This is a genomic window from Bradyrhizobium sp. LM2.9, assembly GCF_054056555.1.
The window spans coordinates 2,611,691-2,623,752 of the sequence record NZ_JBSRYJ010000002.1; the positions used below are offsets into that span (position 1 = coordinate 2,611,691).

12 protein-coding genes and 1 pseudogene are annotated in these 12,062 nt (G+C 65.4%); 3 read left to right on the plus strand and 10 right to left on the minus strand.

Annotated features, from left to right (window positions below; genetic code table 11):
- Positions 1 to 42: 42 nt before the first annotated feature.
- Entirely contained in the window at positions 43 to 1,893 is a 1,851-nt protein-coding gene (locus tag ACVWW3_RS14065; protein ID WP_456671990.1) for a serine hydrolase, read from the plus strand.
- 301 nt (positions 1,894 to 2,194) lie between these two features.
- On the opposite strand, the gene ACVWW3_RS14070 is transcribed toward ACVWW3_RS14065, so the two are convergent.
- The 4 genes from ACVWW3_RS14070 to ACVWW3_RS14085 all read right to left on the minus strand — a co-directional run bounded on the left by ACVWW3_RS14070 (position 2,195) and on the right by ACVWW3_RS14085 (position 5,985).
- A complete protein-coding gene (locus ACVWW3_RS14070) occupies positions 2,195 to 2,920 on the minus strand; it encodes a DnaJ domain-containing protein (protein ID WP_247444347.1) in 726 nt (241 codons plus the stop codon).
- Positions 2,921 to 2,986: 66 nt separating this feature from the next.
- The gene (locus ACVWW3_RS14075; protein ID WP_247444348.1) at positions 2,987 to 3,736 is read right to left on the minus strand and encodes a vWA domain-containing protein; all 750 of its coding nucleotides are present in this window, start codon (positions 3,734 to 3,736) and stop codon (positions 2,987 to 2,989) included.
- 119 nt (positions 3,737 to 3,855) lie between these two features.
- Positions 3,856 to 4,716 (minus strand): alpha/beta fold hydrolase, encoded by an 861-nt coding sequence (locus ACVWW3_RS14080; RefSeq protein ID WP_456649575.1) that lies wholly within the window; start codon positions 4,714 to 4,716, stop codon positions 3,856 to 3,858.
- A gap of 345 nt (positions 4,717 to 5,061) precedes the next feature.
- A complete protein-coding gene (locus ACVWW3_RS14085; RefSeq protein ID WP_456649574.1) occupies positions 5,062 to 5,985 on the minus strand; it encodes a division plane positioning ATPase MipZ in 924 nt (307 codons plus the stop codon).
- A 282-nt stretch (positions 5,986 to 6,267) separates the two neighbouring features.
- Between ACVWW3_RS14085 and panC the strand changes: the two genes are divergently transcribed.
- Positions 6,268 to 7,119 carry a pantoate--beta-alanine ligase gene (panC, locus tag ACVWW3_RS14090; RefSeq protein WP_456649573.1) on the plus strand — a complete coding sequence of 284 codons (852 nt, stop codon included), beginning with the start codon at positions 6,268 to 6,270 and terminating at the stop codon, positions 7,117 to 7,119.
- On the opposite strand, the gene ACVWW3_RS14095 is transcribed toward panC, so the two are convergent.
- From ACVWW3_RS14095 to ACVWW3_RS14115, 5 genes are all read right to left on the minus strand, one after another.
- The gene (locus ACVWW3_RS14095) at positions 7,116 to 7,556 is read right to left on the minus strand and encodes a DUF1489 family protein (RefSeq protein ID WP_456649572.1); all 441 of its coding nucleotides are present in this window, start codon (positions 7,554 to 7,556) and stop codon (positions 7,116 to 7,118) included. The two genes, panC and ACVWW3_RS14095, sit on opposite strands and share 4 nt — an antisense overlap.
- A 42-nt stretch (positions 7,557 to 7,598) precedes the next feature.
- Entirely contained in the window at positions 7,599 to 8,570 is a 972-nt protein-coding gene (locus ACVWW3_RS14100; protein WP_456649571.1) for a hypothetical protein, read from the minus strand.
- Positions 8,571 to 8,727: 157 nt separating this feature from the next.
- Complete coding sequence (locus ACVWW3_RS14105) at positions 8,728 to 8,931, minus strand: hypothetical protein (RefSeq protein ID WP_007603227.1); 204 nt, start codon at positions 8,929 to 8,931, stop codon at positions 8,728 to 8,730.
- A 178-nt stretch (positions 8,932 to 9,109) separates the two neighbouring features.
- Entirely contained in the window at positions 9,110 to 9,478 is a 369-nt protein-coding gene (locus ACVWW3_RS14110) for a YidB family protein (RefSeq protein WP_247340704.1), read from the minus strand.
- 88 nt (positions 9,479 to 9,566) lie between these two features.
- Positions 9,567 to 10,229 carry a glutathione S-transferase family protein gene (locus ACVWW3_RS14115; RefSeq protein ID WP_456649570.1) on the minus strand — a complete coding sequence of 221 codons (663 nt, stop codon included), beginning with the start codon at positions 10,227 to 10,229 and terminating at the stop codon, positions 9,567 to 9,569.
- A 124-nt stretch (positions 10,230 to 10,353) separates the two neighbouring features.
- On the opposite strand from ACVWW3_RS14115, the pseudogene ACVWW3_RS14120 reads away from it, so the two are divergent.
- Positions 10,354 to 11,068: pseudogene (locus ACVWW3_RS14120) on the plus strand (DUF599 domain-containing protein).
- 15 nt (positions 11,069 to 11,083) lie between these two features.
- On the opposite strand, the gene ACVWW3_RS14125 reads toward ACVWW3_RS14120, so the two are convergent.
- Complete coding sequence (locus ACVWW3_RS14125; protein ID WP_456649569.1) at positions 11,084 to 12,016, minus strand: hypothetical protein; 933 nt, start codon at positions 12,014 to 12,016, stop codon at positions 11,084 to 11,086.
- Positions 12,017 to 12,062: the final 46 nt, after the last annotated feature.

The window sequence follows — 12,062 nt, forward strand, 5'->3', positions numbered from 1 at the left end:
CTCACGAGCCGGTGATCAAGTCAGAAACGGGGACGGGGTTTCATGCTTCGTAAAAACTTGTCTTCCTCGCGCTTGGCGCGGATTGGCGTTTTCGGGCTTCTTACGGTCACCACCGCAGTCATCTTCACCACCGATGCTGCCGAGGCGCGGCGCCATCGGCGCCATTACGCGCAGCATCGCGTGCAGCGCGATGTGTCCGAGAGTTCCAGCCCGAAATTCGCGTCGATCATCGTCGACGGCAATTCCGGCTCCGTGCTCCAGGCAACGAGCCCCGACGGGATCCGCCATCCGGCCTCACTGACCAAGATCATGACGCTCTATCTACTGTTCGAGCGTCTCGAGTCCGGCAAGATGAAGCTCGACACCGAGATGCCGGTGTCGCAGCACGCCGCCGATCAGGATCCGACCAAGCTGAACCTGCGTGCCGGCCAGACCATTCGTGTCGAGGACGCTATCAAGGGTCTCGTTACCCGCTCGGCCAACGACGCAGCCGTGGTGATCGCGGAAGCGATCGGCGGCGACGAGGACGACTTCGCCCAGATGATGACGCGCAAGGCGCGCTCGCTCGGCATGTCCAGGACGGTCTACCGCAACGCCAACGGTCTTCCCAACGACGAGCAGGTCACGACCGCGCGCGACCAGGCCACGCTCGGCCGCGCCATCCAGGAGCGCTTCCCGCGCTACTATCGCTATTTTGCGACCTCGACGTTCAACTGGCACGGACAGCCGATCCGGAACCACAATCATCTGCTCGGCAGTGTCGAGGGCGTAGACGGCATCAAGACCGGCTACACCCGCGCCTCCGGCTTCAATCTCGTGACCTCGATGCGCCGCGGCAACCGCCACCTGATCGGCGTGGTGCTGGGCGGCCGCAGCGGCGGCTCGCGCGATGCCATCATCATGCGCAACCTGCTCGCAGAGAACCTCGATAAGGGCGCGACCACCCACACCGTCGCCGCGGTCACCGAGCGCAATGGCTCTGGCGCCGCTGTCGAGGTCGCCGATACGTCGGATACCCCGGCCCCCTCCGCTCCGCAGGTTCAGGCCGCCGCCGCTCCTGGCCCCGAAACAGCCCCGCAGCGTCTCGCCTCGCGCCTGTCGGCGCTTGCCGCTGCGACCGCCGCGATGCCGCCGGCTCAGCCCAGATCTGAAACCAGCAAGCCTGAAGTTCGGCCGACTGAATCCAAGATCGAGCCCGCGCCGCTCACCAATGGCGTGATCTCGAGCCAGCCGCTCTCTCTCATCCCCGGTTCGTCCGAGCCGATGAAGCCGGTCCGGGTCAAGACTGTCCAGGTCAAGGCCGGCACCGTGAAGGTCGCCTCCGCCGCCCCGGCTCAGGTCGCACCGCAGGTCACGAGCACGATCGCGGCCCGCTCCGACATCGCCGAAACCTCCAGCGCCGTCGTCGCCCGGGCAGACCTCATCAACAAGCGTGAGGTCGTCGGCCAACCGGAAGCTCCGAGGGCCGAGCTCGCCCGTACCGAGCTGCCGCGGCAGCCGGCGGGCTTCGGCACCGGCAATGGCATCCTCGGCGTATTGCCGGCCGCAACCGCCGCCGCGCCCGCTCCGGCCGTCGCGAAGCTCGCTTCAGCCGACCCGACGCTGCAGCCGATCCAGATGAGCGCCACCACCAGGCCGGCCGTCACCCATAGCGGCTGGATCGTCCAGGTCGGCGCGCTCGAGAGCGAGAACGAAGCCCAGCAGCGCATCGACGCGGCGCGCAGCTCGGCCCGCGGCCTGCTCAGCAAGGCCGACCCGTTCACCGAGGTCGTCGCGAAGGACAATCGAAAGCTCTACCGCGCCCGCTTCGCCGGGCTCGAGCGCGACCAGGCCGAAGCCGTCTGCCGCACCCTGAAGCGCGCCGATATCTCCTGCATCACCGTCCGCAACTGATCTTTCGCACCGCGCCAATCAAAAAATGCCCGCGCCTTGCGCGGGCATTTTCATTTTCGGGATGCGGTGATGCCAAGACCTTTCGATGCCAAGACCTTTCGATAGCAAGGCTGCGATGCCAAAGGCCGTGATGCCAGGCTGTTTGATACCGGGGCTGTTCCACGACAACCTCTCGTCAAGGATTTACGGTTAAAATTTTGCGCAAGGGATCGACCACGCCGACAATGGCGGGCATCGGGGCGACGGCAAACAGAGCAAGTGGGGCTCACACGGGACGGGCGTTTGTAGCGTGGTGCCGGAGTTAGCCGTTATGCGTACGAAGCAGAGTATCCTTGGCCTCGTTTACACGGGCAGCGAGATACGTCGAGCCCCCCTGGTCGGGATGCAATTTCTTCATCAGGGACTTGTGGGCGCGGCTGATATCGTCACGCCCCGCCCCCGGCTGCAAGCCAAGGATCTGATAGGCCTCCTCCGCCGTCATTTTGCCGCTCGCCACCGTGCGGCGCTGCCCCCCTGCCGCGTTGCCCTGCGCGTTCTGACGCCAGGCGGGAAACCGGCGGTCCAGATAGCTTTCAAGTAAGGCCACGCTCTCGGCGTCGAACGCCGGGACCATTGCCAGCAGGCCAGCCAGATCGAACTCGTCGAGATCGCGCCCGGCATGAGGCCCGGCGACGATCCGGCCTCCGAGCTGGCCAGACTCGTGATCGAGCCGCATATCCAGGAATTGCGAGCGCACGCGCGAGGCCTGACCGGCCGGGCGCGTCGCGCCTCCGCCGAACAGTCCGCCGACGTTGCCCAAGCCGGCGTTTGCCAGCGGTGTCCAGCCCAGGAGCCCGGCGCCGAAGATCCCGAGCGGGATCGCCACTACCAGTTCGCCCCGCAAGCCCGTGAACGCTGCGACAGCCAGCGCCACCACGCCGCCACCGAACCTGATCGTGCGTGCCAGCACGGCCGGATTGGCGGAACGAAACATCTGGAGCAGCAGATAAAGGGTGATAACAGCGATAGCGCCGGCAATCAGGGTCATGGCCGGAATATACTCGGCCTATCGTCAAAATGCATGGTGTCTTGTCCCCCGCAGACCGCGCCAGCGCTACTTCATCTGGCCGATCAGCCTGGCCGCGCCGCTGGCGGTCTTCGCCAATTGCAACAGCGCCTCGCGTCCGCCGGCGGCGTAGGCGGCAGCTGCGCGCAACAGCTCGCGCAACTGCGCCGCCGCGCCCGGATCGAACCGGCACCAGGCGCCGCCGGTCAGGCGCGCGATTTCGCGAAAAGCCTGCTCGGCGACGGCGTCATGGCCCTCCTGAAATACGAACACAGGCACCTTGAGCATGCCGAGCTCACCGGCCTTGGCACAGAGCTCGTCGACGTTCTCTTCCATGGCGTCGCCGACGAAGACAACGGCGCGCACGCCGGATGCGACCGCCTCGCGCCGCGCCTCGCTCAGCACCTTGCCGATCTGGGTGTCGCCGCCGCGGCAATCGATCTTGCTCATCAGCGCCGCAAGCCTGGCGCTGTCGGAAATCCATCCCGTGGCGCGGCACTCGTTGAATCCGCGATAGTAGACGAGCCGGATGTCGAGACTGCCGAGCGCGGAGGTCTCACGGAACATGTCAGCCTGAAGCGCGCAGGCCATGTCCCAGGTCGGCTGCCGGCTCATCGTCGCATCCAGCGCGAAGATCAGCCGGCCTTTCGCACCGGGAGCATGTGGCGACAGCGCTCGCGCGTTGGCGACGAAGGCGGCGATGTCCTCTGAGGTCGACGCCCCCGCCTGCGGCACCGCGCCGCCTGGTTTCGCCGAGACGGCATCGCGGCCGCGCGGTTTGATGGGTTCGCCCGACATCCATTGACCCTGCGTGAGCGGCTAATGTGGTTAGCGCGCGCAGCCCGGTCAATGTGCAAAGCCCCCGCAGGCAGGGCCGGCGGGGGCTTCGAAAATCGATACTGACGATGAGGAAGACGTCAGCTCTTGGCAGGCGCCATCAACGCGACCGGACCAGGCTCGAGAATTTTGGGCGGGGACGATTGCGTGTCGACCGGCGCGACCTCGCTGTCAGTCGCGCTCAGGAACTTGTCGAGCATGCCCTGGATCGAGTTCTTGGCTGCGTCCGGACCGGTGTCGCGCATGTCGTTGTGCTGGAATTCGGTCTTCACGACCTGGATGCCTGCCTTCTCGCATTCCTCATCGGTCGGGATCACACCCGCATCGGTCTTGAATTGCGGGTCCTGCGAACGGAACGACAAAATCTTGAACTTGCCGGCGGTGACGAAGGGCACGCGCAGATTGTCGAGCGTGACGACCTTCTTGACCTCGTCCGGATACTGCTTGGCGAAATACATCGTGATGTCGCCGCCCATGGAGTGGCCGACCATCGTCACCCTGCCGTAGTCGGCGTTGGGCTGAACCTTCTTCATCTCCTGCATGGCGAGATGGATGTTGGCGACGCCGCGCAGGATCTGCGGCAGCCGGCCGACATAGAGCTCGCCGGGCTTGGTCACCATCGGAGGATCGGTCGGCAGATCATGCTGCGGGCTGACGACGAGGTAGCCACGCGCAGCGAAGATGTTGGCGAGGAAGCCGTACTCCGTGTTCTTCACGGTATTGCCGTGGTTGATCACGGCGACCGGCATCGTGATCATGCCGGCATTGGCCTGCATTTCCTTGTCGCGACGGATCGCGATATCGACAGGCACGGCGCGGTTGTCGCGCGAGCCGTCGTAGAAGGTGATGGTCTCGTGTTTGATCGCCCACTTGCTCGCCGTGAAATAGGCGACGCCGCAGAGGGCACTGACCGAAACCAGAACGGCAATTCCACGCTTCATTTTCGTCCTCAGCCTCAGGCTCGTGCGGCCTGAATCCCTGTTGAAAATCGTGTTCTTCCGGAGCTCTTCGGCCCCTGGTCGCCTATTCCCTAATATATGTCACAGGGGCGTGACAGGAAGGCCAAATATTGTGAACTGACAGCCCTTTCATTGTGCGTCGCACACGTTTCTTGGGCATCCCTGCTCTCATACGGCTACGTCAGGGTGCACGTCACCCTCCTACGCAACGGTCTCGATTGGGTTCAATTTCGCAGTAAACGCGAGGTGAAAACGGCCGAGCGAAGGCTCGGTTCCCGTGGGGACCCGGCCGCTTTGATCGACTGGAAGTAGCAATATACCGCCGTCTCAAGCGCCGAGGATGTCGTGGACCTCGAGCGGCTTATCGACCTGGCTGAACCACTCGGCGCGGTTGGCCGCACGGCGGCGGCCGCGCTCGTCGAGCGGAAGCTTGAGCTGGCGGAGCAGACTCGTCACCTCCTCCCGCGCGGTCAGATGGCCGAGATTGGGCCGCATGCCGAGCGTGGCCTCGTCGATCTCGTCCAGCGCGGTCAGGCCACGCGGGAAGAACTCGCGATAGACGACGCGTTCGGCGAAGCCGTCGACGTAGCGGAAGCCGAGCCGCAGCGACAAATCTTTCAACCCCTCGGCGACGAGCTGCTTGTTGCGGGAGCCGAGCATCGACAGGCGGTTGCGCACGACGATCCAGTCGGTGGTCGCGCCGTCGAGCTGGCGGCGCTTGCGGCGGGTGTCTCGCACCATCTCGGCGTAGTGGCTCTCGCCCGTCACCGCGTAGTTGGCGGGATCGACGGTGCCGAGCACGTCGAAATCGAGGAAGCTGTCATTGATCGGGGTCACCAGCGTGTCGGCCATCGAGTGCGCAAGCCGCATCAGATAGCTGTCGGTGCCGGGCGTATCGATGACGATGAAGTCGAAGCTGCTCTCGACCGCCGAGACCGCCTCCATGAACTGAAGGAACTCGGAATTCTCGTTCTCGGCGACCTGCATGGTCTCGCCGAGCTTGATGCAGCGATGCAGCGGCAGTTCGAGGTCAAGCTTGGTGCGGCGCGCCCAGGCGGAACGGTTGTTGATGTAGTGAGTAAAGCTCTGCTGACGGCAGTCGAGGTCGATGGTGGCGACGCGCTGGCCGGCTTTCAGAAGCGCGACCGCGATGTGCAGGGCGGTGGTCGACTTGCCGGAGCCGCCCTTCTCGTTGCCGAGCACGACCACATGCGCCGCGCCGGACTGGCCTTGGCTAGCTTGCACAAGCATCGCGATCCCTAACACCCCTAACAAATATCTTCGAGTTGGCCGCGCCTGCGGTCAAGTGAAATGCGTGACAGGTAATGCAATTCGCACTGCGCCGTTCTTCATCATGAATCGCGGCGTCTTCTCTCGCCTGTGATCCAACCCACAACGTCGCGACATCGTGCGCGGCCTTGCGCGGGATGCTGTGCCGCAGTCGGACGCATGGCGTCCACGGTCGCCGCTTGTTAAGGTTAGTCTGCCGGGCGCCGGGACGCGCTCGCCGATTCCCAACTCCGTCGAGTTCTGATGTCACGCAGCCCCTTGATCGCCCGCACGGTCCCCGCCTTGCGACGCGCCGTCGACCATCTTCGCAAGCGAAAGGCCACGATCGCGCTGGTCCCGACCATGGGGGCGCTCCATGACGGCCATGTGTCGCTGGTGCGCCTCGCCAGGCGGCGCGCGAGCCGCGTGGTGGTGTCGATCTTCGTCAACCCGACCCAGTTCGCACCGACCGAGGATTTTGGCGCCTATCCGCGAACCTGGAAGGCCGATATCGCCAAGCTCGCCGCCGAGGACGTCGATATCGTCTGGCACCCCGGCGCCGAGGCCATGTATCCGGAGGGCTTTGCCACCCGCATCGTGCCGGAGGGACCGGCGCTGGCCGGCCTCGAGGATCGCTTCCGCCCGCATTTCTTCGGGGGTGTCGCGACCGTCGTCGGCAAGCTGTTCACGCAGTGCCGGCCGGATGTCGCGATCTTCGGCGAGAAGGATTTTCAGCAGTTGCGGGTGGTGACGCAGATGGCGCGCGACCTCGACCTCGGCGTCAAGGTGATCGGCTCCCGCACGGTGCGCGAGCGCGACGGGCTCGCGATGTCCTCCCGCAACGTCTATTTGTCGCCACAGGAGCGGCAGACCGCAACCACGCTGTACCGCGCCATGAAGGAGAGCGCCGGGCGCATCCGCGCCGGCGAAGCGATCGCTTCCGCAATGGCGCGCGGTGCCGGTATGATCACGGCGGCTGGCTTTGCGCTCGACTATTTTGAGGTGCGCCACGCTATCACGCTGGCGCCGGCCACCTCGCGCACGGACGGCCCTTTGCGGATCCTGGTCGCGGCCAAGCTTGGCAGCACCCGGCTGATCGACAATATCGCAATCTAGAGCAATCCGAGATTGCGCAGCTCGCGCCGCATCGGCTCCGGCATCGCGGCGATCGAGCCGGCTGCGGACTTGCCGAGATCAGGCGGCACGGAATCGTCGGCGAGATAGCGCCAGCCCTGGAACGGGCGCATCGGCCGCGGCGACACCGAGATCACCTTCGGCTGCATCACGATCCGGCAGCGGCCGATGCCGTCCTTGTCGCGGAACGGCTCGATGCCGATGATTTTTTCGCGCGCGGCGACTTCGCCCTTGATCACCCAATAGAGCGACCCGCCCGACAGGATCTCGGCGTCGCGTTTGGGCACCATGCGGGTGATGTGGATGTGATGTTGCGGCAGACCCTTCTTCTTGGCGGTCTGCATCCGTTCGGCGGTCCACTCCTTCAATTCCTTGACGGAGTCGCAACCGACCGCGAGCTTGATCAGATGTAGTGGCATGCCCCAGCATTAGCCGGGCAGCCACGCATTTGGAATGCCGATCTACTCGTTATCCGCAGCCGCGGGCGCCGCGGCCGGCGGCGCCAGCGGAACCGGCGGTGCCACCGGCGCCCGCGCAGCCTTCGGCGCAGACGATTTCTTTGCGGCGGGCGCGGCGGCCTGTGCCGAAGCCGCTGCCGGCGCGCGCGGAGCCGGCGAGGCCCCAGCGTTTGCGGCGGGCGCCGCCTGGCGCGTTGGCGGCTCCGGATTCATGATGCTGATCGGCGGCGTCGACGAGGCGCTCGGGAACTCCGCATTGGTCGGCTTGCCCGTCGGCATCGACGGCGGCAGTCCGGCAAGCGCGGCAGTGGCCGGCAACTGCGACGTTCCAGGCGCATTCCAGGTCGGCGCGTAGCGCGCGACCAGCGTGTCGTAGAGATGGGAATCCATGTTGGCGGCGACCTGCTGCTGATCGGTCAGCGAGCGGAAGGCCGCGCAGTCGAACTGTGTGCAGCCGTCGCGCGCAACCAGCACCTGCGCGACCAGGCCGTAGCGATCACGCTCCAGCGATCTGCGCAGCACCCTCACGTCGAGCGTCAGGCTCTTCTCGGCGGTCGCGGCATCGCCGAGCGCCATCAGCCGGTCGATCCTGGCGGCGGTGTAGGAGATCGCCGCGGCGGCTGCGTCAGGCGCGCCGAACAGCGACTTCTCGCAGCCAATGGCCACGGCATCGCCGGCGAGATCGTCGAGACAGGACAGCGCCGGCAGGCTCGCGATGACCGCGGCCTGAGCACGCGCCTCGGTCGGCGTGGCCTGCCCCGCCGGTCCAGAGACGTGCACATTGGCAGCCAATGCGACGGCGATGGCGAGCAGTGCGATGACAGTCAGCGCGCCGTTGGCGACCGATCTTTCGGCACGCAGCAGCGTGATCAGGAGGATCAGTCCGAAGAAGCCGGCAGCCGCCAGCGTCATCCACATCGGAAAAACCGGCGAGCGCCAGGTTTGGTCGAGCGGCGAGGCCCATGCCCAGTTCATGCGCGACGTCCCCTCACGCGAGCAGAGAGCGAATGGTCAAAGCGAGCACCGAGAGTCGGCAACTGCCCCCGGCCCACCTTTTGAAGGTGAAGCGGGCCTTTTGACGGCGGCAGAATGGAATTCCCCGGTACGCGCCAACGCGCGGATAGCGTCGGCTTCAGGACAGCGCGAGCTGGCTTTCCTTGGCGACGCGTTCGAAGGCTTCGGTCGAGCTCTTGATCCGGTACTGGCAGTCGTCACCATCCGTCGGCAGCAGGCGGATGATCTCATACGATCCGCTGGCAGCGGGGCGTGCGACATTGCTGGCCGTGAACAACACGCGCGATCCAATAGGGAATTTGTGCTTCAACACCCTCTCCATCACTCAAACAACGCCTGCCACGCCCATGGTCCCACTGCGTCGGCCGGCCGGAAACCCGGCCGTCATATAGCATGCGGCCGGCCTTTTTGGCCAGCAGTATGCGACATGGCAAACCTGCCAATTTTGCAGTTATTTCAGAGTGATGCCCCCGGCCGCTGATACCGCTGGAACCGGTTCTTCAGGCGGTATGGGGCAAATGGCCGTCGGGGCTGGCGTGATCCACGGCCTTGGGCAGTTCCTGGGCCAGAATCTGGCCCAACTGGTCGACCGGGATGTTGTAGCGCGCAGCCAATTGGCGGACGGTGTCGCTGCCGAGCACGGCGCGGAGCTGGTCGGCCGAGATCGGCAGGTTCTGGCCGTTGCCGAGCCAGGATTTGACCTGGTCACCGAACCCCGCCTGCTGGAGTTTTGCGACGATCGCGCCGAGGCCGCCCTGATTATTGCTGCCGATCACCTCGTTCAGCACGGCCGGCAACACGGCTGCGCCGAGCTGGCCGAGCGCGCTACGGAGCGCCGGGTTGTTCTCCAGCGAGTCCAGGATTCCCATGACTGTGCCCTCTCCTAAGCCGTAGCTCCGCCGCGATTGAGCGCCGCCGTGCGCCGTGCCGTCAAGCCGCGCTCAATCACATTCGCGACTACACGTTCTCGAACTTTTCGATGACGAGCGTTTCGGCGAGCCCGTCCCGGGTCCATTCCTGGAACGCCGGCAGCGCCAGCATCGTGTCCATGTAAGCCTTGGTCTCCGGCGTGATTGCGATCGCGTAGGTGCGGAAGCGGTGCACGACCGGGGCATACATCGCATCCGCCGCGCCGAAGCGCCCGAACAGGAACGGACCGTTGGCGCCATACCGGGCCCGGCACTCGCGCCAGATCTCCTGCACGCGCGCGATATTGGCCTGCGCGTCCGCCGACAACGTCACGGGCCGCACCGGGCGGTGCAGGTTCATGCCGCATTCGTTGCGCAGGGCCATGAAGCCGGAATGCATCTCGGCGCACACCGAACGGGCATGGGCGCGGGCGGCGGCGTCGTCGGGCCACAGCTTCACGTCCGGGAAGCGCTCTGCGAGGTATTCGATGATGCTGAGCGAATCCCACACCGTGATCTCGCCATCGACCAGCACCGGCACCTTGCCGGCGCGGCTGAACGAGATGATCTGCTCCTTGTCCGCGGGATTGTCGGTGTAGAGCGGGATGACGGTCTCGACGAACGGGATGTCGTTGGCGCGAAGCGCGAGCCAGGGCCGCATCGACCATGACGAGTAGTTCTTGTTGCCGATTGCGAGTTTCAGCGCGGCCATGTCATCAGTCCTTCCCGAGACGTCTTGAAGCGAGCTGCTTTTAACGCCATCGCCTGCCGCCAATCAATCGTTGCTGCACCTCGCCATGCGTGGCAAGCGTTGCGATCCTCGCCAGGAGACAGACATGAGCAGGCACTGGGTCGACATCACCGCCGTCGGCTTCTTCATCCATCGAATGGCTGGTCTACGCGCTGACGCTGGAGCATTCGGCCTATGGCCGCGACAGCCTGTCGGCACGCATGAACCGCTACCGCGAGGTCTGGGTGCGCCGGCTGCTCGACCGCGACGCGCGCATGGTCGACATGCAGATCATGGCCTCGCTGCAGAACGGCACCGCCTTCTTCGCCTCCACCAGCCTGATCGCGCTTGGCGGCGCGCTGGCGCTGCTGCACGCGACCAACGACGCCATTGCGATTCTCGGCAAGCTGCCGATCGACCTCAGCCCCTCGCCCGCGCTGTGGGAGCTGAAATGCGTCGGCCTCGTCCTGATCTGCGTCTACGCCTTCTTCAAATTCGCGTGGTCGTATCGCCTGTTCAACTATGTCGCGATCCTGTTCGGCGGCATGCCGCCGGTCTCGCAGCGCGGCACGCCGGAGGCGGAAGCCCATGTCATCCGCACCTCGCGCCTGTTTGAATCCGCCGGCCGCCATTTCAACCGCGGCCAACGCTCCTTCTTCTTCGCACTTGGCTATCTCGGCTGGTTCGTCAGCCCCTGGGTGCTGTTCGTGACCACGGCAGCCGTGGTGATCGTGACCTGGCGGCGGCAATTCGCCTCGAGTGCGTGGGAGGCGATGGCGCCGGAGGTGGTGGATGGCGATGAGATGAAGCGCGGTCGTTGATGGGCTACGCGAGAGCTAGCCGCCGAAATCCCGCGGGCTGAACGGAAGGTCCATCACCTTCCATTCCCCGTATTTGTCGGCCGGCAGCATCTTGTAGGGCTGGCAGGCCTGGAGTGCGCTCATTGCGGACTTCACGAGGGCCACGCCCTTCGCGGACGGCGGGGCTTCGATCAGGATCGGCTCGCGCGCCAGCGTGCCGTCGGTGGCGAGCACCGTGCGCAGCTTGATGTTGACGTTGTCGGTCGGCGCGACCCCGGCCGGCAGTTTGGCGCAGCTTCGCAAGTGACGACGCAGCTCGGCGATGATTTCGGCCGGCAGCTTGGCTGCGATTGAATCCTTGGCGTCGCCGCCATCGTCCTTGGGGGCGTCTTTCGGCAGCTCCAGCGGCAATTCCGGCGGCAGGCCCAGCATGACGCCGTACTTGACGGTGACGTCAGGCTCCGGCGCCTGATAGGCCGGCGGCGGTGCGGCCTCTGGCTGCTGCATCGCTTGCGGCGGCGGCGGTTGCGGCTGTGCGTTGGCCTCGCTCGGCTTTGGCAAGGGCGGCTGCTGTGGCTGTTGCTGCTGCTGCGCAGGACGTTGCGGCTCGGGCGAGGCCTGCGGCGCCGGCGATGGCGATGGTGATGGTGATGGCGCGGCCTGTTGCTTGGCCGCAGACTTCGTCGCCGCGGCGGGCTTGTCTTTGTCGTTGTCGGTGAAATCCAGCTTCGGCAGTTTGAAGTCGGGGATCGGCTCCGGCGGTTTCTGCTTGAGCTCGTCCTTGGCCTTCTCGGCTTTGGCCTCCTCCTGCTTCACCTGCTCCGGCGTCACGATGCTGACGGAAACCGATTCGGGCGGGCTGGCTTGAAACGGATGGACTTCGCTGATCACGATGATCAGCGCGACCAGCGTCAGATGGGCGATCGCCGACGCTGCAATGTCCGTCCGTATGATCTTCCGCAGTTCCATTGCCTGACTTCGGGTTGCCAAGCTGGTCCTAGCATACGGCAGCCCC

Coding starts and splice junctions, on each gene's coding strand:
- ACVWW3_RS14105 (WP_007603227.1), bottom strand. CDS start 8,931: ATGGAGAGGGTGTTGAAGCACAAATTCCCTATTGGATCGCGCGTGTTG.
- ACVWW3_RS14080 (WP_456649575.1), bottom strand. CDS start 4,716: ATGAAGCGTGGAATTGCCGTTCTGGTTTCGGTCAGTGCCCTCTGCGGC.
- ACVWW3_RS14110 (WP_247340704.1), bottom strand. CDS start 9,478: ATGGGAATCCTGGACTCGCTGGAGAACAACCCGGCGCTCCGTAGCGCG.
- ACVWW3_RS14070 (WP_247444347.1), bottom strand. CDS start 2,920: ATGACCCTGATTGCCGGCGCTATCGCTGTTATCACCCTTTATCTGCTG.
- ACVWW3_RS14100 (WP_456649571.1), bottom strand. CDS start 8,570: ATGAACTGGGCATGGGCCTCGCCGCTCGACCAAACCTGGCGCTCGCCG.
- ACVWW3_RS14085 (WP_456649574.1), bottom strand. CDS start 5,985: ATGCTTGTGCAAGCTAGCCAAGGCCAGTCCGGCGCGGCGCATGTGGTC.
- panC (WP_456649573.1), top strand. CDS start 6,268: ATGTCACGCAGCCCCTTGATCGCCCGCACGGTCCCCGCCTTGCGACGC.
- ACVWW3_RS14075 (WP_247444348.1), bottom strand. CDS start 3,736: ATGTCGGGCGAACCCATCAAACCGCGCGGCCGCGATGCCGTCTCGGCG.
- ACVWW3_RS14125 (WP_456649569.1), bottom strand. CDS start 12,016: ATGGAACTGCGGAAGATCATACGGACGGACATTGCAGCGTCGGCGATC.
- ACVWW3_RS14115 (WP_456649570.1), bottom strand. CDS start 10,229: ATGGCCGCGCTGAAACTCGCAATCGGCAACAAGAACTACTCGTCATGG.
- ACVWW3_RS14095 (WP_456649572.1), bottom strand. CDS start 7,556: ATGCCACTACATCTGATCAAGCTCGCGGTCGGTTGCGACTCCGTCAAG.
- ACVWW3_RS14065 (WP_456671990.1), top strand. CDS start 43: ATGCTTCGTAAAAACTTGTCTTCCTCGCGCTTGGCGCGGATTGGCGTT.